The sequence below is a fragment of the Citrobacter sp. CK199 genome (assembly GCF_030333285.1).
GTDB classification, from domain to species: Bacteria; Pseudomonadota; Gammaproteobacteria; order Enterobacterales; family Enterobacteriaceae; genus Citrobacter_B; species Citrobacter_B koseri.
The window spans coordinates 363,667-388,801 of sequence record NZ_JAOWGF010000021.1; the positions used below are offsets into that span (position 1 = coordinate 363,667).

General features: G+C 51.9%; 22 protein-coding genes. 2 read left to right on the top strand and 20 right to left on the bottom strand.

Annotated features, from left to right (window positions below):
- Positions 1–9: 9 nt before the first annotated feature.
- From OGX75_RS03005 to dagR, 14 genes are all read right to left on the bottom strand, one after another.
- Positions 10–648 (bottom strand): helix-turn-helix domain-containing protein, encoded by a 639-nt coding sequence (locus OGX75_RS03005; RefSeq protein WP_012135796.1) that lies wholly within the window; start codon positions 646–648, stop codon positions 10–12.
- Positions 649–664: 16 nt separating this feature from the next.
- The gene (locus OGX75_RS03010) at positions 665–1,396 is read right to left on the bottom strand and encodes a fimbrial biogenesis chaperone (RefSeq protein ID WP_286451033.1); all 732 of its coding nucleotides are present in this window, start codon (positions 1,394–1,396) and stop codon (positions 665–667) included.
- A 10-nt stretch (positions 1,397–1,406) separates the two neighbouring features.
- On the bottom strand, positions 1,407–2,492 hold the full coding sequence (locus tag OGX75_RS03015; RefSeq protein WP_012135798.1) for a fimbrial protein: 1,086 nt from the start codon (positions 2,490–2,492) through the stop codon (positions 1,407–1,409).
- Positions 2,493–2,506: 14 nt separating this feature from the next.
- Positions 2,507–4,927, bottom strand: a complete 2,421-nt coding sequence (locus tag OGX75_RS03020; RefSeq protein WP_286451034.1) for a fimbria/pilus outer membrane usher protein — start codon at positions 4,925–4,927, stop codon at positions 2,507–2,509.
- Between the two features lie 94 nt (positions 4,928–5,021).
- A complete protein-coding gene (locus OGX75_RS03025; RefSeq protein ID WP_049008079.1) occupies positions 5,022–5,768 on the bottom strand; it encodes a fimbria/pilus periplasmic chaperone in 747 nt (248 codons plus the stop codon).
- A 52-nt stretch (positions 5,769–5,820) separates the two neighbouring features.
- Positions 5,821–6,378 (bottom strand): fimbrial protein, encoded by a 558-nt coding sequence (locus tag OGX75_RS03030; protein ID WP_112001393.1) that lies wholly within the window; start codon positions 6,376–6,378, stop codon positions 5,821–5,823.
- Between the two features lie 901 nt (positions 6,379–7,279).
- A complete protein-coding gene (gene nlpA / locus OGX75_RS03035) occupies positions 7,280–8,098 on the bottom strand; it encodes a lipoprotein NlpA (protein WP_024131067.1) in 819 nt (272 codons plus the stop codon).
- 160 nt (positions 8,099–8,258) lie between these two features.
- Entirely contained in the window at positions 8,259–9,002 is a 744-nt protein-coding gene (dagF, locus tag OGX75_RS03040) for a 2-dehydro-3-deoxy-phosphogluconate aldolase (RefSeq protein ID WP_286451035.1), read from the bottom strand.
- Positions 8,989–10,098: a D-glucosaminate-6-phosphate ammonia lyase gene (gene dgaE, locus OGX75_RS03045; RefSeq protein WP_286451036.1), complete on the bottom strand. Its 1,110-nt coding sequence runs from the start codon at positions 10,096–10,098 to the stop codon at positions 8,989–8,991. Before dgaE ends, dagF begins: the two co-directional genes overlap by 14 nt.
- A gap of 3 nt (positions 10,099–10,101) precedes the next feature.
- Entirely contained in the window at positions 10,102–10,962 is an 861-nt protein-coding gene (locus OGX75_RS03050; RefSeq protein ID WP_012135806.1) for a PTS system mannose/fructose/sorbose family transporter subunit IID, read from the bottom strand.
- Complete coding sequence (locus OGX75_RS03055) at positions 10,959–11,708, bottom strand: PTS mannose/fructose/sorbose/N-acetylgalactosamine transporter subunit IIC (RefSeq protein WP_012135807.1); 750 nt, start codon at positions 11,706–11,708, stop codon at positions 10,959–10,961. Before OGX75_RS03055 ends, OGX75_RS03050 begins: the two co-directional genes overlap by 4 nt.
- Before the next feature lie 23 nt (positions 11,709–11,731).
- Complete coding sequence (locus OGX75_RS03060; protein WP_042323421.1) at positions 11,732–12,217, bottom strand: PTS sugar transporter subunit IIB; 486 nt, start codon at positions 12,215–12,217, stop codon at positions 11,732–11,734.
- Between the two features lie 11 nt (positions 12,218–12,228).
- On the bottom strand, positions 12,229–12,654 hold the full coding sequence (locus tag OGX75_RS03065) for a PTS sugar transporter subunit IIA (protein WP_024131069.1): 426 nt from the start codon (positions 12,652–12,654) through the stop codon (positions 12,229–12,231).
- A 259-nt stretch (positions 12,655–12,913) separates the two neighbouring features.
- On the bottom strand, positions 12,914–15,712 hold the full coding sequence (dagR, locus tag OGX75_RS03070; RefSeq protein WP_286451037.1) for a transcriptional regulator DagR: 2,799 nt from the start codon (positions 15,710–15,712) through the stop codon (positions 12,914–12,916).
- A gap of 188 nt (positions 15,713–15,900) precedes the next feature.
- On the opposite strand from dagR, the gene OGX75_RS03075 reads away from it, so the two are divergent.
- A complete protein-coding gene (locus OGX75_RS03075; RefSeq protein ID WP_024131070.1) occupies positions 15,901–16,194 on the top strand; it encodes a YicS family protein in 294 nt (97 codons plus the stop codon).
- A 294-nt stretch (positions 16,195–16,488) separates the two neighbouring features.
- Positions 16,489–17,367, top strand: coding sequence for a LysR family transcriptional regulator (locus tag OGX75_RS03080; protein ID WP_153257963.1), 879 nt, complete (start codon positions 16,489–16,491; stop codon positions 17,365–17,367).
- A 40-nt stretch (positions 17,368–17,407) separates the two neighbouring features.
- On the opposite strand, the gene OGX75_RS03085 is transcribed toward OGX75_RS03080, so the two are convergent.
- From OGX75_RS03085 to OGX75_RS03115, 6 genes are all read right to left on the bottom strand, one after another.
- Complete coding sequence (locus tag OGX75_RS03085) at positions 17,408–18,373, bottom strand: DMT family transporter (protein ID WP_286451039.1); 966 nt, start codon at positions 18,371–18,373, stop codon at positions 17,408–17,410.
- Positions 18,374–18,498: 125 nt separating this feature from the next.
- The gene (locus OGX75_RS03090) at positions 18,499–19,995 is read right to left on the bottom strand and encodes a class I adenylate-forming enzyme family protein (protein ID WP_286451040.1); all 1,497 of its coding nucleotides are present in this window, start codon (positions 19,993–19,995) and stop codon (positions 18,499–18,501) included.
- Between the two features lie 34 nt (positions 19,996–20,029).
- The gene (locus OGX75_RS03095; RefSeq protein WP_286451042.1) at positions 20,030–21,505 is read right to left on the bottom strand and encodes an aminotransferase class I/II-fold pyridoxal phosphate-dependent enzyme; all 1,476 of its coding nucleotides are present in this window, start codon (positions 21,503–21,505) and stop codon (positions 20,030–20,032) included.
- A 180-nt stretch (positions 21,506–21,685) separates the two neighbouring features.
- Positions 21,686–22,138 carry a DUF1198 domain-containing protein gene (locus OGX75_RS03105; protein WP_012135814.1) on the bottom strand — a complete coding sequence of 151 codons (453 nt, stop codon included), beginning with the start codon at positions 22,136–22,138 and terminating at the stop codon, positions 21,686–21,688.
- Between the two features lie 127 nt (positions 22,139–22,265).
- A complete protein-coding gene (gene uhpT / locus OGX75_RS03110; protein WP_012000765.1) occupies positions 22,266–23,657 on the bottom strand; it encodes a hexose-6-phosphate:phosphate antiporter UhpT in 1,392 nt (463 codons plus the stop codon).
- A gap of 144 nt (positions 23,658–23,801) precedes the next feature.
- On the bottom strand, positions 23,802–25,130 hold the full coding sequence (locus OGX75_RS03115; RefSeq protein WP_012000766.1) for an MFS transporter: 1,329 nt from the start codon (positions 25,128–25,130) through the stop codon (positions 23,802–23,804).
- Positions 25,131–25,135 lie beyond the last annotated feature (5 nt).

Consider the following 25,135-nt stretch of genomic DNA (forward strand, 5'->3'; position numbering starts at 1 on the left):
TTTTATCGCTTATAATGTCGCGTTAATGTTTATTAGCCTTTTGTATAATCTGCAATTTTTCTGGTCGATAAGCTTACGCGTCAGCGCCCAGCGCTCCCGATAAACCAGTTTATCGCTCACATTTAATTCCAGTGCGATTTCTTTAACCGACATGCCTTGTAAGAGATGAAACACAATTTGCTGCTCACGCAGCGTGAACAAGAAACTACTTGAACGGCATTTTCTATTACCATTAATCACCGCATTACAATGCACCATGAAAGCATCCATGCGCTCCCTGACCGCCGTAAGGCCATGCAGTCCGGCAACCGAAAGAAAAGAGGTATGGTCAGGGTTATACATATCGACAAAAAAGAGTATATGATTAAAACGCATTCGCTTTATCTCTTCCCCTTTTGCCGAGAGGGTAATATCGTGTTCGAGCGTGCGACTGCGTTGTTTATACGTCGCATCAAACCGCAATGAAAACGGAATAAAATTACTGTACTTATCGATCAGGTGAAAGGGTATATCTTCATTAAGCCCCATTTTCAATCCTGATTCATGCAGGGCATCTTCAAAAAGTGTATGAATGGCAATACCATCATAAATATTTTTTGTCAGGTAAATAAATTTAAAACGTAAGGATGAAGGGTTAAAATTAAGCATAACGTTATCCTTCGCATTAGTAGTTATAGGTATTGACCACGCCATAATCATCAATCCATGAGAGTGTTTTGACTGTGCCCTCCCCTTTTGTGTTTTTGGGTAAAACAACCGTTTTAGTTGACAATGGTGCCCAAAGACCATCATCAGGTAATTGCTTTATTTCTGTACCGTCATTCAGCGTAAGATCCATTAATGTTATGTACAAAGGTGAGTTATTCTTTACTAACAGGCAGCGTTTTCCTCCACAATCAGATAAAGAGATGTGTAATTCTTTTATACTTTCCTCAAGGGTGATTGCTGCCAGTGCAGTGGGCCGCCAGAATAACTTCACCCGAGTACGAAAAGCGACCTGTAGCGCGCCCTTCTCCGCTTTACTATCAGCCACAGGAGGGACTTCCAGCGTGTTCAGCCAGAATAAAGATTCTCTGTCAGCAGGTAATGTATGCTGGTCGCCAGTAAACTGTACCCGCACCGCCCGGGATGTTTTTCCTTCAAGCCGAAAAATCGGAGGTAAAATGATAAACGGTGTTTTAATCTCCTCGGGACGATCAAAAATATTGTCTTTTTCAGTCCACAACTGCAATAAAACGGGTTTCAGCCCTTCATTGTAAATAGTAAATGATGTTTCGCGCGCCTTTTCATTAATTATCACTCGCGTGTAATTAATATACGTTGCCGACATAGCCGATGACGGCAATAAAAGTAAAATCAGGAAGTGGTTCAGAACATATTTTAGCCGTTTCGCCATGCCCCCTCCTCTATTTATAGACAAGGGTAAATGTCACTGCACCTCTGACATCGCCAGAAGAGACATTTGCCGCAGTCTGATATAAACCGGCACGCAGTGGCACGGTATAATTCGCATTGTCCTGAGCCGGATCATAATCCGTCAGGAGATATGCCGTATTAAACGACAGAGGGATATTCTGATCGTCCAACAACTGGATACCCACGCCGCTCGCCGTTGAGGTGCTCGCCAGCGCAAAAACACCGTTGGCGTTATCAATAATGGCCGTGGTCGGCGTAAACAAATAGCTGATGCTCGATAACCCTGCCGGGCATTTTGTAAAGTTCAGATTAAAATCAGTACGCGCAGCGGTATAACCTATACCACTAAAATCCGTTCGGCTAACAGCCGGTAAATTAACCGTGACATCCGACGTCGTACAGGTTCCCCCGGTGGTGGATATGATCAGCCCTCCCGCCAGAAAATCAGCGATCATATAGGTGCCGCTGCCAACAGACGTACTGCCCCCGTATGTCTGGTAGTGTCGCATATACATCGGGTCAAAGACGGAAGTGCTGCCTGCGGTTAACGATGTCGAGGTTTTTACAAAACGGATTTGGACATCCACGCCGAGATTCCATGAACTTCCATCGCCTGTCACCGTAAATAACTGCGAAGGCGTCTGCTGCCCTCCGGTCGCAATAGTAAGAGGATACCAGTCGCTGGTTTGCCCTTTTACCGTATAGCGCCAGCGAGCGATATACCCCAGCCCGGTTTTTACCGTCGTGTTATAGACAGTATACGTTTGCCCATCGACCTGGGTAGTTCCCCAAACGGTGTAGGGGGGATACCCCTGTACCGCCATCGGGATGGCGTAGCTTTGATAATTAGTACGATGAGAGCAGGTCCATGCCGTCGGGTTATAAGAGGTCGCCCAGGTCCCCAGCAAATCACCGACGGCAGCATCTTTACCCACCTGTACGGTCGTAGAGTCAAAGTACTGGTAGTAGCCATTGGTACGCTCACAGTTCACCCACGTCCCGTCCGCTCGCGCCACGCCGCACATCGCCACCAGTGCCAGAAAAGAGAGGGCAACGCCCGTTACGATAGTTTTCATCTTTCACTCCTTAATTACTGGCATACCGCATCAGCCCGACGTAAGTCGGCGACATCTGCGCTTTTCTGCTCTGATAAGCGGTAACTGAACTGGCACTCCTGACCCGATCCACTTCCCCATTTCACGCGCAATTTGCCCGCCAGATTCTTAACGCGCGCAAAACTTTGCCCGCCCTGGGCGATGTAACCGACAGTATTGCCGCTCTCATCGACCACATCGGCGCCAAAAGGCAGCACATCACCGGCATGGCGGAGAGTGAAAAGCACGGAATACCCTGTATCCGTGGCGTATTTCATCAACACCACGGCGCCTGCGGTAGGGACGCTGTTCTGGCTGGTGACGTCCAGGGAGATATCATTCGATAACCCCCGAGGATCGAGCTCAATCGTGTTCTGGCGATAGGGTGAGAGGTAAGGCACTGCGGCATTACCATTGCGGTTAAGGCTAAGGCTGCTGTTGTTTGCCACCTTTGCGCCTCCCGCATGTTCCGCTTCAATGACCGCCATGGTGTCCCCCATGATCGGCGTCAGCACAACGCCATTTTGCCAGGCGACAACACCGCCAGAGAGGTTCATGCCGTATTGCTGGTAGCCCTGGCCTGCTGAGAAACTGCCGCCCATGCTGGTCCACGGCGAAGTCCAGTTACCACTGACGCCGCCCGTGGTTTTATTGCTGCTATGGTCGTAGTCATCCTGATTGACGAACGCGCCCCAGTTATACTGACGGTTCTCCCCGGAGGTGCCGGCGATTGAGTTTTGCAGCCCCCGATGCCAGCTTTCCTGAACATAGGTGGTACTGAGATAAGCCGAGCGCGCGCTGTTCCCTAACGGCAGGGAAATCCCTATCGCGATTTTGTTATCCCATTTGTCTTTCACTAAATCGCGAGTACGGCTGGCGTTGAGGTTAAAATTGAACCACTTGAACGCATTGGTGTAACCCAACTGATATTCGGTATCACGCCCGCTTTTGTTCCAGTAATCCTGAGTGCTGGCACTGAGATTAATGCTCCCAAGCGTCTCGGAAATAGTCTGCGTTGCGCTGAGTTGCAGACGATTCTTGCGGTTAATGCTGCTGGAATAAGCCCCTTTATTTGTCCGCTCTAAATCACGCATCAACATCGCATCGTCAATATCGTAATAACCGGAGCTGGAATAGCGATAGCTCGCCAGGGTGATATTGGTATCAACGACGGGCAGAATCCTGGCAAATGAAAAGCGGATGCTCTGGCCTTCACGCTTACTGTTATCCGCAAGCGTCGTTCGCGCATGTGTTATGTCAGCAGAAAGCGCGCCAATGAGCGTATTGAGCGCGACGCCACCTGCGACCGATTGATAATCCTCCCCGCCCATCGCACCGGTGTAAGTGGTCAGTAAGTTAGTAAAACCATGACGGAATGTCCCCATCGCAATCTGTGGTTTCTCATTCACGGAGGTATTCCGATAGCGCCCCGCCATCAGCGAATAGCGACTGGTTCCCGGACGGAGCAGTTCAGCAATGGAAGCATAGGTCACGGTAAAACTGTGCTCACTCCCATCTGCCTCTTTAATCGTTACCAGCAGATCGCCTCCGGTGCCATTGGGGTACAGGTCATCAATACGGAACGCGCCAGGCGGAACCGTCGTTTGATAGATACGCGCGCCGCGCTGACTCACGCTGACGAGTGCGTTGGTGTTTGCAACACCGGTAATGACTGGCGCATAGCCTCGCTGGGAATCCTCATACATACGATCGTCAGAAGTCAGCATTACGCCCCGAAAACCAACGCTGTCGAAGACCTGGCCATCCGTGGTGGAATCACCCATCACCAGTTTGCTGCGCAGCGGAATAATGCCGCGCTCAAGATAAGTGCTGGTTGAGTCATAATGCCAACCCTGATCGTTGTTCCAGTTGAAAACACCGCGATAGCGTAAGCGCCAGGCATCCCAATTGAGCCCTCCCATCAGGCTCAGATACTGAGATGACATAGAGTCCGTTCCAGACATCTCTGCATGCCATGCGTTGTAATCATATTGCAACGTCGCAGCAGGAATACCGTTATCCCATAATTCAGGATTAACATAGCCGCGAACCTGGCGAAGCAGCCATATCTGAGGCGCCTGCACATTGATGCGCTGTGTCGTCACATCGTAATAAGCTGTTAAATCAGAAGATATATCACCAATACGCACACAACTTTCATTATTCTTTAACGACTGGCGCAGCATTGGATCAATTTTATCAATATCGATTCCCAGCGTTGATATCAGCTTCAGCGTAAAACACGGTTTGGCTACCACGGCATTGCTTTTATCATTTTCGAACTTAACTTCACCACGCCCTCGCCATTTGTCGTTCACATACAGATCGACATTATATTGTCCCTGCGGAACCGGGTTTCCCTGAGAATAGTTGCTAACATCAATCGCTGAGCGTAAAAAATCACTATTAAATTGCACTTCATCATTTTCAGCGAAGGCAACCTGAACAGAAATAAAAGATAAAACAACGAATTGAGCAATGCGGGTTAATCTCAGAGGACAAGAAATAACGTTATGGGCTACTTTGTAATTTTTGCTCATTTGTTGTTTCTCCACCATAATCATTTATTACACTGTAAAAAACTGAAGCACCGCTCAATTGCGTCGATTTTTTATTAGCGAGCGGAAATACTATTTCGCTTTTTGGCTTCACCATACGCTGGGGGAAGTTTTCTACAGCAGCTAATACAGCTGACCCTGTTGTTCGACGAATCTCAACCTTGCTGAAAGTGATGTAATAGGGAGAGTCGTTTACTACTTTTATGTTGTTCCCTTGTTGGTATATTTTTAATTCTTTATAAGACTGTAATGGTGTTGGTTGCAGATTATCCGGGCGATAGAATAATTTTATTCGGGTACGAAATGCCAATTGCATATGCGTTTTGCCCGACGTTGAATCCTGTGCTTTTGGCGGAATTTCCAGCATGTTGAACCAAAACAAGGACTCCCTGTCCTGCGGCAATGACGGGTTCGTCGCCATGATTCGCACAGCTTGCCCTTTCGCCGGATCAATACGAACAACGGGAGGAGCAATGAGGAACGGAACCGTGATCTCCCCAGGCTTTGCATTTGGGTTACCATCATCCATCCATATTTGTAAAAGATAAGGATTATTCCCCCGGTTTTTTAACTGTACCGTTGATTCCTTGTCTTTTGCATTAAATACAATGCGTGTTCCGTTAATCACAACGTCAGCCATAGCGTTCAGTGAGAACGCCGAAAATAACAATACCAGCCCGGAAGATAATATCTTTAACATCTCATCACCTCATAATCAGGAGTAAAGGACGCCGCCTTTACTCCTGTCTTTATTACTCGTAAACCATGGTGTAATCGACCTGAGTCGTTACAGAGCCCGCGGTAGATGCGCCAGTAGCATAATATTGCGCAAAGTAATTCAGCGTACCGTTTCCAGAAGAGATATCGACAGGGATATCATTCTGGCCATTCGCTACTGAAGCCCCTGCAACAATGGCGTTACGATCGGCATTTAATAATTGAACCTGCACGTTAGTCGCTGCATCTGCCGCTGCTGAATCAATGTTCAGACGACCGGTTGTGCTATCAACATAAGCGCCAGGTTCGAAGTAGGTGCTGGCGGTATTTAAAGATGTTCCTGAGCAGTTACTCAGCGAGATAGTGAACGGCGTAGCACCTGCCGTTGCGCCTGCTGCGCCGAGCGTAGTAGACGAAACGGTCGGCAGCGTTACCGTTGCATCATTACTGCCACCGTCGACAGAAATAGTACAAGTTGTATCAGTAATTTGTCCGTTAATTGTAATAGTTCCATCCACCGCAAATGCTGAAGCAGTAAATGCGGAAGTGATAACCATTGCTAACGCGGATAACGCATAATTATATTTACGCATAATAAATTCCCCTGGTGTTGTTGATATAAATGAACGACGTATTGAATGTGTTATTAAGGCAAAACAAACCTCACCCCATTATCAAAAATGAGTACTGAATAACACCTTCCGGTTCCATTGACATAATATACGCAAAACTTTCATCCGCAATATTAGGATTTTTCAACCAAAAGAAATCAAATCCAAATGCTTACAGGAAAATAAAGTACCGCATAATATCTGCGCTATTCACCATGCAAAATATATCGATAACCAGGTTTTTATAAGACAGTATCAGTTAAAAAAAGATAAAATTTTATAAATCAAATAAATTGATCCAGATCACTGCACAACCCAAAACAGTTGAAATTTAAACATATAAAAAACACAATAAAAACCAAATATCAAACAAACAAAAACAAAACGATTACATTTATTGCTGCATTATTAGCCAGAAAACACCACTTTTAGAATTACGAGAATAATCCTGACAATACGACTAAAGTATTTTATATAATTTATTAATAATTAATGAGTTATTACAAACAAATCATTTTTTTAATTTTTTGCAAGAATAATCCTATTTAGATTCTAAACGTAACTATTGTTAAGCTAAGGTTACAATACATACCATTTCCAGGAATTTTACCGGAACGATCTTTTCTTTTAATCACCTACTATTTCTCAGTATAAAAATCTAAAGATTGCTTACCACAACCTTACAAAAAAGGACAATCCACTATTAGAATCGGCTTTTTTGAGCACAAAAAAGAATGGAAGGGGAAAGTTTGTTGAAAACTCCGAACGGGGAAAAAAGAAGAGAAATTTCGCTATTGTCGTTAAGCGGGAAATACCATGCTGCATGTTATCGCCAGAAAAGAGTCTCTGGCGATAAAGTTCATTTAACTTAAAGCGTTACCGATCACCACCCCGGCACCGCGCCACCGTTAAAGATAGTCTCTGCGGCTTTCGCAACTTCCGGCGACTGATAAGACTGTAAAAACGCTTTCACATTTTCAGCATCTTTGTTGTCTTCCCGCGCCACCAGTATGTTCACATACGGCGAGTTTTTATCTTCGATAAAGACGCTGTCATGTACCGGCGAAAGTCCGGTTTGCTGGATGTAGGTGGTGCTAATGATCGCCACATCCACTTTCGCATCGTCCAGTACGCGCGGCAGCTGCGCGCCTTCCAGCTCCATAATATTCAGATGACGTGGGTTGTCGGTGATATCCAGCGCCGTTGGTAACAGACCTTTCCCCTCTTTCAGGGTAATCAACTTCTCTTTTTGCAGCAGCAGGAGCGCACGCCCGAGGTTGGTCGGATCGTTAGGAATGGCGATCGTCGCCCCGTCTTTCAGTTGATCAACCGTTTTAATTTTTTTCGAGTAGCCCGCCATCGGGAAAACAAAGGTGTTGCCTACCGCTACCAGCGTGTAGTTATGGGCTTTGTTATCTTGTTCGAGGAACGGTCGATGCTGGAACACGTTGGCGTCCAGTTCGCCGTGATTGGTCGCATCGTTAGGCAGCAATGAACCGCTGAATCCTACCAGTTCCACATCAAGACCGTACTTCTCTTTGGCAACTTTCTTCGCGACTTCCGCCACATCCTGCTCGGCGCCGTTAATCACGCCGACTTTGATGTGTTTCGCGTCGCTGCTTTGCTGATCGCACCCCGCCAGCAATATGCCCGCCAACAGTACCGCCGCCCCTGCCCGTAAATGAGGTATCGTCAATTTCACGTTTTTATCCTTATTAAATAACCATCTGATGGGTAATGAAATGACTATAGCGGGAAGGCCGCTGCGGTTTAAAAAACGAAAAGGCATCAGCAAGAAGAAAAAGGCATATACAAAAAGCCCGGTGGCGCGAACGCTTGCCGGGCCTACGTAAACTACGCCATCAAACCAGCGCTTTCACGATCTCCATTAACCTGACGATATCGTCAGGCCGGGTGTTTCCGGTTTGCGGATCGATAATCGAGCTGTAAACATGCGGCATCACGCGCGGCACGCCCGCCTCCAGACAGGTTTGCAAAATAACGCCGAAATTTTCCAGGGAAATGCCGCCGGTCGGTTCGATCAGCGTCATCCCGTTGCGGGCTGCGCTGGTTGCCAGCACATACAGCTCCGGTAACGACGTCTCGCCGCCCATCGGAAAAAACTTCGCCGCGTGCGCCCCCATATCCTGCATCATGCGTACCGCTGCATCGCAGGAAACGCGGGCCGGCGTCCCCTGGCTGCTGCGAACGCCAGTGGAGATAAGCACCTCGCCCGGCGTGCCTGTCGGGCTGACCAGCGCGTTGATATGCGTTTTCTCGCCGCTCGTTGCCGCCAGCGCGCCAGCGGCAAAACCACATCCGGTAAAGGTCTGGTTGACGTGCGCCGGGTGTACCTTTGCAGCAATCATCGCCGCCTTATAGTATTGCGCCGGATCGCCCGCTCCCAGCCCTACGGAGATGCACGGCACCTCCGCCATCCAGCGTTTTACCTCCTGAACACCGTCCTCCACTGAGGCAAACTGTGCGGAGAGGACGCCGATCGCCGCATGGCCTTCGGCAGCATCATAGATTTCCCTGGCATTGGCGATATCTTTCGCCAGTACGTTAATCGCCACACGATTACGATAAAAATTAATCTGCTGCATGGTCGGCAATCTCCTTCAGTCGCGCCACGATTAACGCCATTTCCCCTTCTGCGACCGTTCGCGGGTCGAGGCTGAAAACGCCCTGGTGGAGGTTATAGCGACGGGCATAAATGGCGATATCGCCGCCACGCAACTGAGCTTCGACTTCGCGGGCATCCAGCCCCAGCTCACGGGCATTCACCCGAATACGAATACGCCAGATCGCGCGCCCGGCCTCATCCTGCTCGATATCCGCACTCAACCCACGAATCGCTGAAATGGCGTCGGCTACCGGCTGAAGCTGTTCGGCGGTGACTACCGTCTGCCCCTGGTGATAATTCTCCAGCGCATACACCAGCCCGACCATATTCTCCTTACCGATCTTCATCGCTCTGGCGATGCCGTGATGCTGCGCTTTGCAGGCGACGATCCACGGTTTCTTGCCGGTGATAAATCCAGAGGTTGGCGCATTGAAGGCTTTCGCGCCGCTGTAGACAACCATATCCGCGCCGCTCGCCACCCAGACGTGCAAATCCTCCTCGGCAGCGGCATCAACAATTAACGGCAGGTTGTGAATCTGCGCCACCTGGACGAAGTCCTCAATGCCCAACATCCCCTTCTGCACGCAGTGATGTGATTTCACATACAGCAGGGCGGCGGTGTCATCGGTAATCGCACTCTCCAGTTGCCAGCGCGCGGCCAGGTTGCTCGACCCTACTTCCACTACGCGCCCGCCACCCAGACGGATTGCGCTGGTGATCGGCGCGCCGTAATCCACATTATGCCCACGCAGCATCACCACTTCATTGGCCATACCGGAACTGTCCGGCATTAGTGTCACCCTGAACGGGTCGCCACGGGTAATGGCGGCGGCAACGGCAATCGCAATTCCCGCCGAGGCGCATGAGGTGACATAACTGTCTTCCGCGCCGGTATAGCGGGAGACCCGCTCACCGGTTTTTTCTACCAGCTTGTCGATCTCGACAAAAGCGGAGGCCGCACGCGCCGTGGCGTGCATCACCTCCGGCGCGACGCTGGAAACGCCAAGAATCGTCATCTTGCCGCAGGCGTTAATCACCTGCTTTAGCCCCAGCTGTTGATAGATATTCTGTGTCATGGCTTACAACACTCCCAGCAGCGAGCAGACCACGCTAAGCGCCACAATCGACAGCAGAATGGTGGTATAACGCGGCCCTTTCTTCACCAGAAAGATATAGATGGCAAATACTGCCGCCAGCGGCAGCAGGCCAGGCGCAATCGAATCGAGGATCTGCTGAACCACCACTTCAGAACCTTTCAGGGCGCTGATTTTTAGCGGGGTAGTGATCTTGACGTAGCTCGCCGACAGCGCCCCCATCATGATCAGCCCCAACACGTTAGCGCCGTAGATCAGTTCCTTGATTCGCCCCCCTTGCAACAGCCCGACGATGGAATCACGTCCCAGCGTATAGCCTTTGTGAATCAGGCCGTAGCTGATCGCCAGCGTAATGGCCGGATAGAGAATCAGCGGCGCAATACCCCCGAATGCGCTGCCATTGGCGGCGAACGGAATAAAAATCGCAATCAACAGCGGCATCACCGCCGCCCAGACGATGGAATCGCCCATCCCGGCCAGCGGCCCCATCAGGCCGGTTTTAATCCCGGTGATGGAGGCGTCGCTGATCGGTTCGCCACGCGTTTTCTGCTCTTCCATAGCGATGGAGATGCCCTGGATCACCGCGCCAAAGGTCTGTTCTGAGTTAAAGAAGTTCAGATGGCGCTTCAGCGCTTCCACCTGTTCCTCTTTTTGCGGGTAGAGTTTTTTGATGATCGGCGTCATCGAGGCGCAGAAAATCAGGCTCTGTAAACGTTCATAGGAGTTAGAAACCTCCGCGCCCAGCCAGTAGATAAACCACGCCCTGGTGATGTCCGCTTTGGTCAGCGCTCCGGTTTCCCGCGCACGCTCAACCAGTTCATGTTGCATTACGTCGCTGCTCATCATGCTGCTCCTTCATTTTTCGCCAGACCTTTAATCAGGAAGGCCACACAGGTGCCGAAGATTGCCATCGCCATGATGTCGACCTTGAGGTACAGCACCGCGAAGAATCCACCGATAAACCACGGCAGCAGACTCTTTTTGCCGATCACCATAATGGTGATGGCGAAGCCCAGCGCCGGGAGAATCCCGCCCATAATTTCAAAGGAGTGGGTCAGCCAGTGCGGCATCAGCTTGAGGAAGCTTTCTACTACGTTCTGGCCGAAATAGTTGGCGGCGAACACCACCGGGAAACGCAGCGCCAGACCGAGTAACGCCGGGTAAAGGAAAGCGCAACGCATAATGCCCGCCATGTTTGCCGTTTCCGCGTGTTTGTCGGCCATATGTACCCAGGCGGCGTTCAGCGTACGGCGTAGCTGGTCGAGGAATACGCCGATCACGCCAAACGGAATCGCCAGCGCAATCGCCAGGTTGGGGTCCATTCCGGCTTTAACCGCAATGGGGATCGAGATACAGGCCGCCAGCGCCGGATCTGACGGCACGTTGCCGCCCGGCGTCGAGGTCACGCCCAGATAGACGAGCTGCATACCCGCCCCGATGATCATCGCCGTCTGCATATTCCCGAGCAGCAGCCCCACAAAGACCGCGACAACCACCGGCTGAAGTAGCATGGCGGAGAAGGTGTAGCCAAGGCGTAATCGGGCAAACCAGTAATACAACCCCATCAGGCTTGCAAAGACTAAAGTATCCATAGTGTTATCCCATTATCAGAGGGTTAGAATTTTTTCAGGATATCGTCCAGCGACTGTGGTTTATCTTCCGGGATAGTCTGGAAGAACACCTGAATCCCACGACTTTTCAGGTCGTTAAGAATGCCAACGTCTTTTTCATCGAGCGTAATGTTCTGGAAAACCGCTTTGCGGTTTGGCCCACCGCCTAAGCCCCCAACCTGAATGGTGGTGACATCAAATCCCTGCTGCACGGCCTGTTGAATAGCCGCCAGAGACGGGAACAACACCAGCACATTGCCGTCGCCGAGTTGGTTTTCTTTCCACGATGCCGCAAAGCTCTGGTTGCTGTAGCAATCCACTTTGATGTTTGGCGGCGCGGCCATCAGGTAGATATTTTTCATAAACGGATCGGCGTCCAGTTCGTCACTGACCACAGCAATCCGGTTTGCCTGGGATTGTCCGACCCACTTCGTCACGACCTGCCCATGAATCAGACGGCTGTCGATGCGACATAACACGATGTTTGCCATAATGATTTTCCTTATTGTGATTGTTGTAATTGACGAACATGGGCGACGACATCCAGACAACTGCTGCGCCCGGCTTCCACCAGACCGCTCACGCAGGCGGTAAGTGGGCCGTGTTCGCGCCGATCCAGCGCCTCCAGCAGCAGCGAGGCGTTCAGCCCGGAAACCACCGCCACCGGATAATCCGCACTCAGTCGTGCCGCCACGTTGGAGGTCGTGCCGCCAACAAAATCGGTCAGAATAAGTGAGCCTTCCGGCATGGTTTTCACCACGGCTTCGACACGTTGATAAAACTCGCCCAGCGTATCCACGGGCATGAGCGCAATTTCTGTTACGCCTTTAATTTCCCCCATCACCATGCGAAGGCTGTTGCAGAGCTGTTGTCCCCAGCCGCCATGCGTCAGCAGCAGGATCTGGGGCAAGGATTCAGTGGTAGTCAAAATGGCCTCCTGGCTCGATTACATGAGACTGGCAATGCCCGATAGCGTCACCGCCGTAGGCCGGATAAGGCGTTTACGCCGCCATCCGGCACACATTGCCCGGTGGCGCTACGCTTACCGGGCCTACGAACCGGGCCTACGAATAGCAAACGCCATCCGGCAAAACTCATCAGAGTAAGAGCAAAGGCTGTGCCAGGATTAGTGTCACACGGGGGAGAAGAGAGGTCTGGCGAGGCGCAGCGCCACGCCAGATAAGGGATCAGCTATAGAGTAATTCGTAGATATAAAAATATTCCGCGTCCGATAAACGGATGGCATAAGCCTCTTCAATCGGCAGGAAAGCCGATTTGATGACACTAAACGCGCGGGCATCCAGATCCGGTTTGTTTTCCAGCGCCATCTGTAACGGTTTTCGGTTAATCACGATACGCTCGACCATGCAGCAGCAGTGGATCAGGAAGCGCAGTGTCACCTGGCGGCTTGGTTTCAGCGAAAGCGCGGTGGTCAGATGGTTAAGCACCCCTTCCATTTCTTTCAGAATGCGCTGCGGGTTAAGCACTGAAATATGGTTGATGATGCTCTCCATCGTCAGCGCGCTGATAAAGCGCATTGCGCTGCGTTCCATTTCCAGGCGGCGTTCAGCGCTGGTGAGGTCCGGCGTTAACAGGCTCAACACCAGTTCCGGCCCCTGCTCAGAGAACAATTCCTCCAGCGAAATGAATGGAATATCCGGCAGCCCCGGCTGGAAGGTGCCAACAATACCCGCCAGTCGTTCACTGGCATGCAGCGACTGCTGGACGCGCTCCAGGCTGCGAACATCGTTGTAATCGAGGATCACCATCCGCGTGTCCTGCGACATCAGCTCGCCAAAACTCTCCTCCAGCACCTTTTTGATTTTTTCCGCCGTGCCCATGCCGGTAATACAGGAGATAACCAGCACTTTGCCGCCGTTTTCCTGCTGTGGCGTACAAAGCTGGCAGGGGATGCTTTTCCCCTGCATTAACGCCGCCAGTTGCGGCAGGTCGCTGGTTTCATAGCTTAAATCCAGCCCCACCTCCAGCAGGCTGGTCAGGGTTATATTTGGCATCAGCAGAACGTCAATCTGGAATAATTTGCTGATCGTACTGCCAAAATGTACCAGCGAGCCGATGTCCACCATCAGGATCAGCCGCTGATAACGTCGGGTCTGAATCATCTGGGTCAGGGTTTCCAGCGTGTCATGCACCGACTGCTCAAACGGCATATCGATAGCACTGAACAACTCGCGCTCCAGCACCCGATTCACATACTGCGCCATGCTTGTGGCCGTTGTTGCGCCGTGAGCAATCAGGATCACCCCGCAGTCCGGGCTGGCGTCGATACGCTGACGATAATGACGACACTCTTTGAGGAACAGACACAGCCAGACCACTTCCGTCGCCGGACACTGAATATGCAGCAATTCATTGATTTTTCGGCACAACAATGTGGCGTTGTCGTACTCATCTTTGCAACGATCGAGGATCAGGCTGGAAGAATAAAGCTGCGGGATCAGGCCGCGCTGAACGTAGCCAATCAGCGCCAGAAAATGTTTACGCAGCGGATTTACCAGGTTCTCCGGCAGCGTAAACGTAAGCACCTGCTCCACGCAGCCAATAAGCAGCGTCACACGCTCCTCAATCTGGTCGCCATAACGCGGCGGATGCGCAATATTGTCGCGACTGTAGAGACCATATTCAAAAATCGAGCTGAGCTTATTTTTCAGGATTGCCAGCGTTTCCGCCGGAGGCACGTTACTGTTGCGCAGATTGACGTATTCGCGGGTCAGGAAGCTGTAAAAGAGATCGCTCTCTTCAATCTCGGCGCCCGTCGCCAGCGACGTTTTCAAGGCGGGCAACGTGCGCGCGTCAACGTTCAAGCGCTCTTTGCCATCAAACAGCGTGTCCACCAGCAGACGTTGCTCCGGCGTGGCGTTAAACGGCATTTCCGCCAGCCGTTTATCCAGTTGCAGCGTATCGTTATGCTCCGTCATCCCCGACGCCCACGCCTGAGCGCAGAGGAACTGGATATCACTCTTGAGCTGGCCGATGTTGCCTTCCAGCGGCTTATTCAGCAGCCAGAGCAACAGCGTCTTGTCGATACTCACCGTGCGCTCAATTTTGCGACTTTCACGTTGCAAAAAGCCGACAATCAGCTCCACCTGTTCTTCGATTGAACGCTGGCGAATGCCCGGCAGATCGATACAGACCTGAATACGCCGCTGGAAAGTACGTAACAACGCCGAACTTACCGGTTCTGTCGTCGCGCAAATCAGGCGTACCGATATCGAACGCGCCTTGCTGCTTGCCCCCAGCGGACGGTATTCACCTTTATCGAGAATGGAGAACAGCTTTTCCTGCCCTTCATACGGCAGACGGTGTACCTCATCCAGCAGCAGATAGCCGCCGTCCGCCTGCTCCACCAGGCCAGGTTTATTCTCGCTCGCTCCGGTAAACGCCCCCTGTCGATGACCGAAAAGGTGCGAAGAGAGCAGTTCCGGGTTATGGGCATATTCCGCACAGTTAAAATAGACCAGCGGCGGCAGGGAGTCTGCGGCGTGCTCGCAGGCAAAGCGGTGCATCAGTTCAGCAAAGAAGGTTTTGCCAACGCCGGAAGGTCCGGTCAGCAACACATGCAACCCGTGGGGGTAAAGCACTGCGGCGCGGCCTTTTTCTACTGCATCGCGCAGGCTGCGATCGTAGCCAATCAGACCGGTAAAGGGATCGTCGATTGTGTGCCCTTCCTGACGCGGCAACAGATCGGCAATTGTACGTACTTCACGTTCGGCGTCATCCAGCTTACGCCCCAGCAGCGTTTCCAGCGCCTGACGGTGCAGGAAAAACACCGGGCGGCCCCGGCTTTTGATCGCCAGACCATCATTGCAGAGTTGATTGAGATCTTTACTGACCGAGTTGCGCGCCAGCCCGAGGTTAAAGCCAATGGCTTCCGCCGTAAATGCCGTCTCCTGCGCCAGATCGGCAAGATTCAGCCCACGCGTCAGCCGTTCGAGTTCCCCCAGTATTACCTCAATCCGTCTCATCTCTTTACCGCTTAAGAAATAAATGATTGTTCAGAACATACACTATTCTGCTGCGCAAGAAAGTGAGAGAGCGGGGAGAATCCGCCTACAACTTACAGACGAGACGGTTTTGCGAAGTAATGCGGACCGCTGAGAGAGTCGTGTTCTGTCTATACTTATGCTTAAACTTTGAATACTGGATGATGACGATGAAACAAACCGCTCTGCTGCTCTTTACCGCCCTTCTCGCGCTGCCAGGCATTGCGTTGGCTAACTCGCCTTATAGCTCGCTTCAGACCGCTAACGAAAAAAGCACCGTCCTGAAAGAGCTACGCAAAATGTGTACGCCGCAGGCATCGCTGTCGGATGAGGCATGGGAGAAAATGATCATGTCGAATGAGAGTAATCAACAGCACATCCGCGAGGCGATCGTGGCGATAGAAAGGAACAACCAGAATAACTACTGGGAAGCGCTCGGCAAAGTCGAATGCCCGGATATGTAAAACGTCATGGGTGACCGAATCGTCACCCCTTTTGACGTATTATCGCGTCGTTTGTATGCGAACTTTTACCGTCACCAGCAGCGCCGTCAGCAACATCAGGCTGCCAGAGAGCGACGTTCCCACAAAACTGACTCCCATAGTCCGTACTCTCCTCCCCTTTTCCTGAAATCCCGAGCACTGATAACCCGTAATTTGCGTCATACGTATACAAATGTAAGGAAATACAGGTTAATGTAAATCAGGACAGTCACAGACGGCTCAAGTATCATCTAATCTGAAAAGGCAGGAAGCTCAATGGATTTAAACCAGCTCAGAACCCTTGTTACCGTTGCAGAAACAGCGAGCCTGACCAGGGCGGCCAGTCAACTGTTTCTGAGCCAGCCGGCGGTAAGCGCTCATATCAAATCACTCGAAACTGAATTTAATGTACGGCTTTTCAAACGCACCCCACGCGGTATGGAACTCACTGCATCCGGTCTGATTATGCGGGACGAAGCCCGCCTCGCTCTTGATGCTGTCAGTAAATTTGTGAATCGGGCTCGTTCGCTTCATGCTACTGAAATCTGCGCCCTCGGCACGATTTCCGTTCCTGTGATACTCAATCTACCGCAGGTTCTTTCCCAGCTACGTCAGCGGCATCAAAACGTCAGCCTGACTATCAGGCAGAATATTTCCGGTCATATCATTGACAGCCTTCTCGCCGGGGAGCTGGATGCGGGTTTTATCATTGGAGAAGTACACGGAGACCGGCTGGGTGTGATCACGGTTTCTCCAATCACCCTGTGCATTGTTGGCCCTCGCCCCTGGAAGGCACAGCTTGAGACTGCCGGCTGGGATAAGCTTCAGGAGTTTCCGTGGATTGCCACACCGGAAAAATGTTCTTTCAGTTCTATAGCTCGTGATTTTCTGCAAAGACATGGTGTGAGCGTTCAGCCGGCCATCGTCGCTGATCAGGAAAAAACGCTGGCCGAGCTGGTTGCAATGGAGGCTGGCATAACCCTTATGCGGGAGGATATTGCTCTGGTTCTCCAGGATAACGAGGAGCTGTATATCTGGCCCGGAGAGAAAACGGTGAGCCAGCTCTGCTTTGTATGGGATCGTGAAAAAGAAACCTCCCCTGTGGTAGCTGCACTGATCGATACGGTGAGAGATATCTGGCAGGTACCGGCCTGAATTTTTACGGCCCCCTCCATCAAGGAGAGGGCTCGGGGGTTTAACGGCGGGCGGCGGAGGTTTTCAGCACGGTGCTCTGTACGGCCTGTCGCGCCATTTTACGCTGGCTGAGGTTGTTGAACACAAGCGCGGTGGCTGTGAGCGTGGCACCGGCAATCTGTACGTGCGTCGGTACCACGCCGTTCAGCGCCGAAACAATAAAGGCGGTGACGGGAACAACATCCATAAAGAGCACACCGTTGGTGGGTGTGACAATACGGTTACCAATGTTCCAGCACAGTACCGCCATCAGACCTGCAATCAGAGCCATATACAGCAAATGCGGGATCACGGCGGTGACCGCAGCGGCATCCGGTACCGTAATGATACCTGTGGCCATCAGCAGCAGGTCTGTGGCGACCACGCTCGTCATACCCAGCAGTGTGGTTAGCGTGGTATAACGCAGCGGACTCCAGCCCGGAAAATAACTTCCGCCGATGGTATACAAGACCCAGCAGAGTGCGCCGGCAATCAGCAGCAGGTTGGCTGTCAGGCTGGCCGGAGAGTGCAGGACTGCGGACAAATTACCGTCAGTGATCACCAGCACCACTCCGCTGAAGGACAACAGGATAAACCCGAAGGTGCTGGCCCGTGGACGGACTCTTTTCAGCGCCCAGATCGTGAGGAGGCCCAGCATGGGCATAGTGGCCATCATGATGGATGCGGTCAGGGCTCCACCCGGGCCTGCAAGATGCTGGCCGAGGAACACCAGGAAACCGAATCCGGCAAACCCCAGAGTCCCGAACAGCCAGGCCAGCACCCAACGTTCATTCTCCAGCCGGAAAGCCGGACGCCCTTCATGGAACAGTAACAGCAGAGCGAAAGCAATACCCGCAATACCATAACGGAGTGTGGTAAAATTAAACGGATCTATCCGGGTCAGGGCATGTGTCATCACGGGAAACATGGCTCCCCATGACACTGTTGCCAGCAGGCAGCAGAGCAATCCTTTAATATAAGTATTCATTGATTCACTTTCCTTTTATATTCATAAAATCGTGACAGATATTGTTCTTTAATATTTTCACAGTTATTAATAAATAACTATTCACGAGTTTTTATTTTGTTATCAGAAATACTGATGGCATTTGTTTATGCCGCATCCATCATACGAATAATTTCACCGTAACGGACTTTTCCACTCGGGCTGTAGGGTATTTTATCAACCCGGTGTGCGGAGAAATTAATGACGCCGGTTGTGAAAGCTTGCTCATTTATTTTTTCAATCAGACGCATGAATTTTTGTTTGCGGCTCTGCTCAGTACTGAAAATACATCTGACATGATTGACCCCTTGAAGCTGCACTGTAACCAGTGCCACATCTATAATACAGGGCAGTGAGCGGATTTTTTCCTCAATGCGGTAAATATCATGGTCACTGCGGATTTCACCGTTACGGTTCATCAGAAACAGTCTGCCGCCGTCATCCAGATAGCCGTAATCAGCCATCAGGAAGTAACGTTCATCTCCGATCGTGATGAACGGCCTGCTTCCGTCACTATACTCATCCATGAGCATATAGCTGGAGATGGCCACTCTCCCTTTTTCCCCTATCCTGAGCGGTCTGTTGTCTTCATCAAGGATCATCACCCGGTTACCGTCAAAGGGACGGCCGACACTCTCTGGACAGGCCTGCATGTCGGCCGACTCTGACAGTACATTCACCCCTGTTTCCGTGCAGCCGTAATACTCACAGAAAATATTACCAAAGGCGGCGCGGGCGGCCTGTTTGCTCGTGACAGGGAAATAACTGCCCCCGACCAGCACCCAGCGCAGGTGATGCCGAAGGGGAAGCCGGGTGGCAAGGCCCGTAATCCAGGTGACAAGATTAGGGGTCATTACCGTCGCGCGTACGCACTCTCGAGAAAGCGTCCGCGCAAGGGCCTGCTCATCATACTGGTCGACCAGATGAAGGGGGGCTCCCAGTCCCATAAACATTCGCGCCCAGCCGTTACCGGCAGCATGGTAAAGAGGCAGAATGAGCATGAAGCCATCAGCATCGCTGAAGCCAAATTGACGGGTAAACCATGCGAAACGGCGGGCATCAAAAGATTGGTAGCGCAGGGCTATTTTGGGTACAGAACTCGTTCCTGACGTCAGGGAAAGTCCGCGGTACGGTGGCGGTGTGCACGTGGACAGCAGGCAGTTCAGTTCCGAGTGGTGCAGTTCTCCAATACTGTCGATCACCGGGTCAGTCAGGGCATCAACGGCCAGCATGCTCGTGCCGACGGTATTCAGATGACTGAGTTCATCGGCTGTAAAAAGGTTGAAGGAAACCAGCAATAAACCGGGTCTTATCCGCCCAATCAGCGTGCTGAGCGTCTCTGCGGGAAGCGAGTAATCCAGCCCGCTGGCCGGAATGCCGAGCGTGGCGAATGCTGCCAGCCAGCAGACCAGTTCTGCACTGTTTTTTGACAGATAGCAGACCGATCGCAACTGCTCCTCACTGAAAGTCCGGCGAAGGAAGACTACGCGGGATTCGGTCTGTTGGGTGATCTCATTCCAGGTGCACTGTCCGTTATTGTCGGTAATACAGGTCTGATTGCCGCGCAAGGCAGCAATCTCAGTCATTCTGCTGAGCGTAATCATGATAATTGTCCTGTGCGTATGAAAGATGTTAAATTCAGGCTGCGATAATTAGAAAACCGTTTTTCCGGTATTCATCGATTTTATTTCTTATACCGTCATCAATAATTTCCCCCGGAAAAACAAGCGGAACACCGGGAGGATAGGGGATAATAAATTTATCCGAAATCTCCGTTTCGGAAGTGGTATTGCCGTATTTTCTCTGACTGATTTTATTCAGTGCAAAAAGCAGTGAAGTAACAGCCTGGTCATTGATGCCAATGTGGAAATTAAAGAGAAGCACATTATTCAAGTATCTCTTTACATAAATATTTTCCTCGCAGAGATACTGTTTAATCTCTGCTCCTGTCCCGAGTGAAGATACGTCAAGCATCACTTTTGTCGGATCATAATGAATGTGGTTGTGTGAGCTGAAAACCTGTAGGCACACCGCCTCGATGCCAGGAATTTTCAGTGAAGATACGCCGGTAATAAATTTGCTTACCAGCCCGCGCGCGTGTGCAGCAAGTGCATTCCCATGTCCGGCCATCACCGCCTGTGCGGCGTCGAGCGAGGCCATGATCGGGTAGCTTGGTGAGGTGGTATGGATGCGGTATTTCGCTGTTTCAATTCTGTCCGGCAGGCTACCGGTGCCACGGCAGTGGACAATTGAGGCCTGTCGGAGACAGAAAAGGGATTTATGTGCGGAGTGGGTGCAGACAACGTCCAGATCAGGATACTTATCAAGCAGCGAACCTATATTCATTGCTGTCAGGGGCCGTGTGTCTTCACTGAAATAATTTAGGCTGCCCCATGCTTCATCAATAAAAAACCGTCGGGTGCTGATGCCGGCCGCCAGAAGTCGTTCAAGAACACCCGGAATATCATAAATGATCCCTTCATAGGACTGCGCGGTAAGAATCACCACATCACAGGCTTTGCCACTTTGTTGTAGCGTAAGAAGAGTTTGTTCAAGGTGTTCATATGACCAGGCACTGATTTCACCGTCCTCCGTCCGAAGGTCCGGGCAGAGATAATGGACTTCAACATCGATTGACTGCGTGTGGAAATGAACTGACTGGTGGCAGTTACGGTCAGCCAGAATACGATCTCCCTTTTTACATAGGGCTGAAATAGCGATCTGGTTAGCTGTACTGGTTCCGCTGGTAATATAGAATGATGCGTCAGCATTATAGAGTCCAGCTGTCATTTTCTGTGATTCTGAAATAATGCCTGAAGGGAAAAAGAAATTATCGAAAAGTTCTCCGGTGAAGGAGCCTTCAGGACATTCCGAAATTTCATAATTCGGGTCACCGATAATGTCGCTATTCCCGTAACTTGATATCGGGAGCGCGTGGAAAGAAAAAATTTTCCTCTCTCGAAGAGATTCAAGCCTGCTTAGAATAGGCGTGGCACCGGTCATATTTATCACTCTGGCGTTCATTGTTATTTCCTGACGTTTCGTTGTGTGGATAAAATATGCCTCCGTCTTTTCCCAATGAATATTTGTTTTTTTTGATTGTGCTATCAGCATTGGTGATAATGCTTCCTCCAGTGCCGGAGGGCGGGCAGGTGGCATACCTGGTTAACTCAGGCCCCCCTCTTCCTCGATACCGAAACGACCGGGCTTGATACCGGCGCGTAGGCGCTGGAAATCGGTCTGATGAAGGCGCGGGGGGTTAACGATGTTTATGCAAAATGGCACATACCGTTCTCAATGCAACCAGTGCACGCCATCTTCAGGTTGAAAAAGGGCGTTGTAGCGTATCTGGAAGGCGTTAATCTCTTGCATATCCGGTTCTATTTCGCGCAGAAATCCCAGCGCCAGGCGTACCTGCGCGTCAGTAATTGGCGCGGCCAGACGCGTTTTTTGCAGCTGACGATACCACTGTTGCAGGTTCTGATCGCTGCCATCCACAATCACGATCTGCCAGATCAGCAATATCTGGGCGGCATTTTGCAGATGTGATTCATCAGGACGATGCAGGTACTGTAAAAACGCCTCTCCAGGCGCTTTGCCCATCTGGTCGATCATTGATTCCACCGGCACCACGCTGATGCCCAGACGCTCGCTTAACCGACGAATCGCACGCCGGGCCCCCGAGGTGAGCACCCTGAAGCCAACAATAAACACCACGACCAGCGTGGCCAGCATAATCCAAATCATGCGCACATCCGTTACTCAACAGGACGTCCATCATAACGACAAATTCTCGACAGGCAATGTGGAGCATCACCCTGCGCGCAATAAAAAAGCCCGGCGCCAGGCCGGGCAAAACGTTACCAATACACACTTAAGCGACTTTCAGTTGCTGTATTTTTTTCTCACGGCGAATTTTACGTTCTTCCAGCACCGCGACCATCGCCATCAGGCAGATGCAGCTAATGGCAGCGGCATCCAGCGCGGCGAAGGTGCCCGCCCAGCCGGTCAGACCAAAGACTGGCGTACCGTCGGCAATCATCCCCAGCCCCAGCTTGGCGAAGCTGTCGCCGATCAGGTAAGCGAAGGTGCCTTTAATGCCGTCCGCCGCGCCGATCGCTTTTTTCGGAACGAAGCCGACTGCCGCCACGCCGATCAGCAACTGCGGGCCAAACACCAGGAAGCCGAGCGCGAACAGGGACGCCAGATAGACGTACTGGTTGCTGGCATGCTGGTAAACGCCGAGGGTGGCGATAATCAGCGCCAGCGCAACGCAGGCCACCAGCGCGCGACGACCGTTCGCCAGATCCGACAGCCAGCCCCACAGCAGCGTGCCGACCAGCGCGCCCACTTCAAACAGGGTAAAGCCCTGAATCGCCACTTCTTTTGAGAGTTTCAGTTCCTGGAATGCGTAAACGGTAGACCACTGGTCGATACCAATACGCACCACGTACAGGAAGATGTTGGAGAAGCACAGCAGCCAGATCACTTTGTTTTTCAGGACGTATTCCACAAAGATCTGCCACTTGGTCATCTCATTTTCTTCGGTCTCTTTGTCCTCTTCGCTGATCTCTTCGCCGAACAACTCTTCCGCCTTACCAAGACCATAAGATTCCGGGGAGTCGCTGCCAAAGCGCAGGCCGATGAAGCCCACAATCAGCGCGATGATCGACGGGAAGATAAACATGCCGATCACATGGCCGTCGAACAGGTAGTTCGCGCCGAACAGCGCCACGCCTGCCGCGCCAGCGCCGCCGAGGTTGTGGGAGATATTCCAGAAGCCGAGGAAGGTGCCGCGCTTACGACGGGGCGTCCATTTGGTGATGGTGGAGTAACTGCACGACCCGCCGGTACTCTGGAAGAAACCGCTCAGCGCGTAGAAGGCGATCATCAGGAACAGGCTAACGGAACCACTCCCCATGCTGGCGCTGAAGCCCAGCATACAGATAGCGGAAAGAATCAGCATAAACGGCAGGAACTGCTTGGTGTTTTTGCCGTCGGCATAGTAGGAAACCAGCGTTTTGCCTACGCCATAGGTGATCGAGAAGCCCAGACCAATCATCCCCAGTTGCGTCATGCTCAGCCCGTAGGTGGAGATCATGTCGTTCTGGGCGATGTTGAAGTTTTTGCGGATCAGGTACATGGTCAGGTAGCCGATAAAGACCACCAGATAGGACTGCATGAACGGTTTGAACCACATTTTGCGCCGTACATCGAGCGGCAGATCCAGGGTCGGCTTACGCACCTGGTTTAAGAAGTTCAGCATGGGACGGGTATCTCCTGATTTTTTAAGCCTGCTTTATTGCAGGCATTGTAAAAATCAGTCGCCCAACCAGCCTGAGACAGCGTCCAGGCGAAACCGGGAAAATTTCTTAGTTTTGCCCCACTCGGGGTAAAAAGGTGAAGTCCGTCACGTAATGCTGGCCTCGCGCGGCGCCTGCGCGTTCAAAAACGGCAGCAGCAGCAGGGCGGAAATGCCCGCCGCAATGGCAATCACCACAAAGAACCCGGTCCAGTGCCAGGTTTCCATCACCTGCGCCAGCGGCCAGCCGGAGAGCGATGCGCCAAGATAGGCAAACAGACCGACAAAACCGGTTGCCGCCCCCGCCGCCTCTTTGTGCGAACATTCCGCAGCCGCCATGCCGATCAGCATCTGCGGGCCAAAGACAAAAAAGCCGGTGGTGAAGAAGCACGCCGCCTGCATCACGTAACTGGCGAACGGCATCAGCCATAACGAACCGACAGAGAGCAGTATTCCGGCAGCGAAAATCAGGTTCATTGGCCCACGGTTGCCGTTGAACAGTTTATCTGAGCCCCAGCCCGCCACCAGCGCGCCGATAAACCCGCCCAGCTCGAACATCGTGACCGCCGTGTTGGCGGTGACCAGATCGACACCCAGCGTCTCCGACATATACAGGTTGCCCCAGTCGTTGATCGCCGCGCGTACCACGTACACCAACACATAGCACAGCGAGAGCAGCCAGATATAGGGATTCAACAGCACGTATTTGGTCAGGATCTCTTTGCGGGTCAGCCCCGCCCCCTCCTGCTGCTGAGCGATTTCCAGCTCATCATGCCGCCAGTCCCCGACCGCTGGCAAACCGATAGCCTGTGGCCTGTCGCGCAGCCGCCAGCAGAGAAAAATGCCGACGATAATCGCCAGCGTTCCGGCAATCATCATCCCGGCGCGCCAGCCATAATGCAGAGCGGCAGCAGCCATGACGATCGGAATCAGCGCCCCACCGACGTTATGCGCGGTATTCCAGATGGCCCACCACCCGCCACGCTCATTACGCGAGTACCAGGACGTCAGCAAACGGGCGCACACCGGCGCTCCCCAGCCCTGGAAGAAGGCATTCAACGCCCACAGTAATGCAAAGGCCCACAGCGACGTGGAGAAACCGAACAGGATATTCACCACGCCGGTGGCGATCAGCCCAATGCCCATAAAATAACGGGCGTTGGAACGGTCGCTGACGATGCCAGAGACAAACTTCGACAGGCCATAGGTGATGTAAAACAGCGTCGCCAGCAGGCCGATATCACTGCGGGTCAGCACACCGCTGACGAGGATCTCCGGCACGGCGGCATTAAAACTTTTACGGGTGAAATAGAACAGCGCGTAGCCAAGCCAGATGGTAAGTAAGATCTGTCGCCGCCAGTAGCGGTAACGCGCATCGACTTCGTGTTTATCGGTTATCAACGGCGCATTTGCCGGAGCTTTCAGAAACGTCAGCATCACCG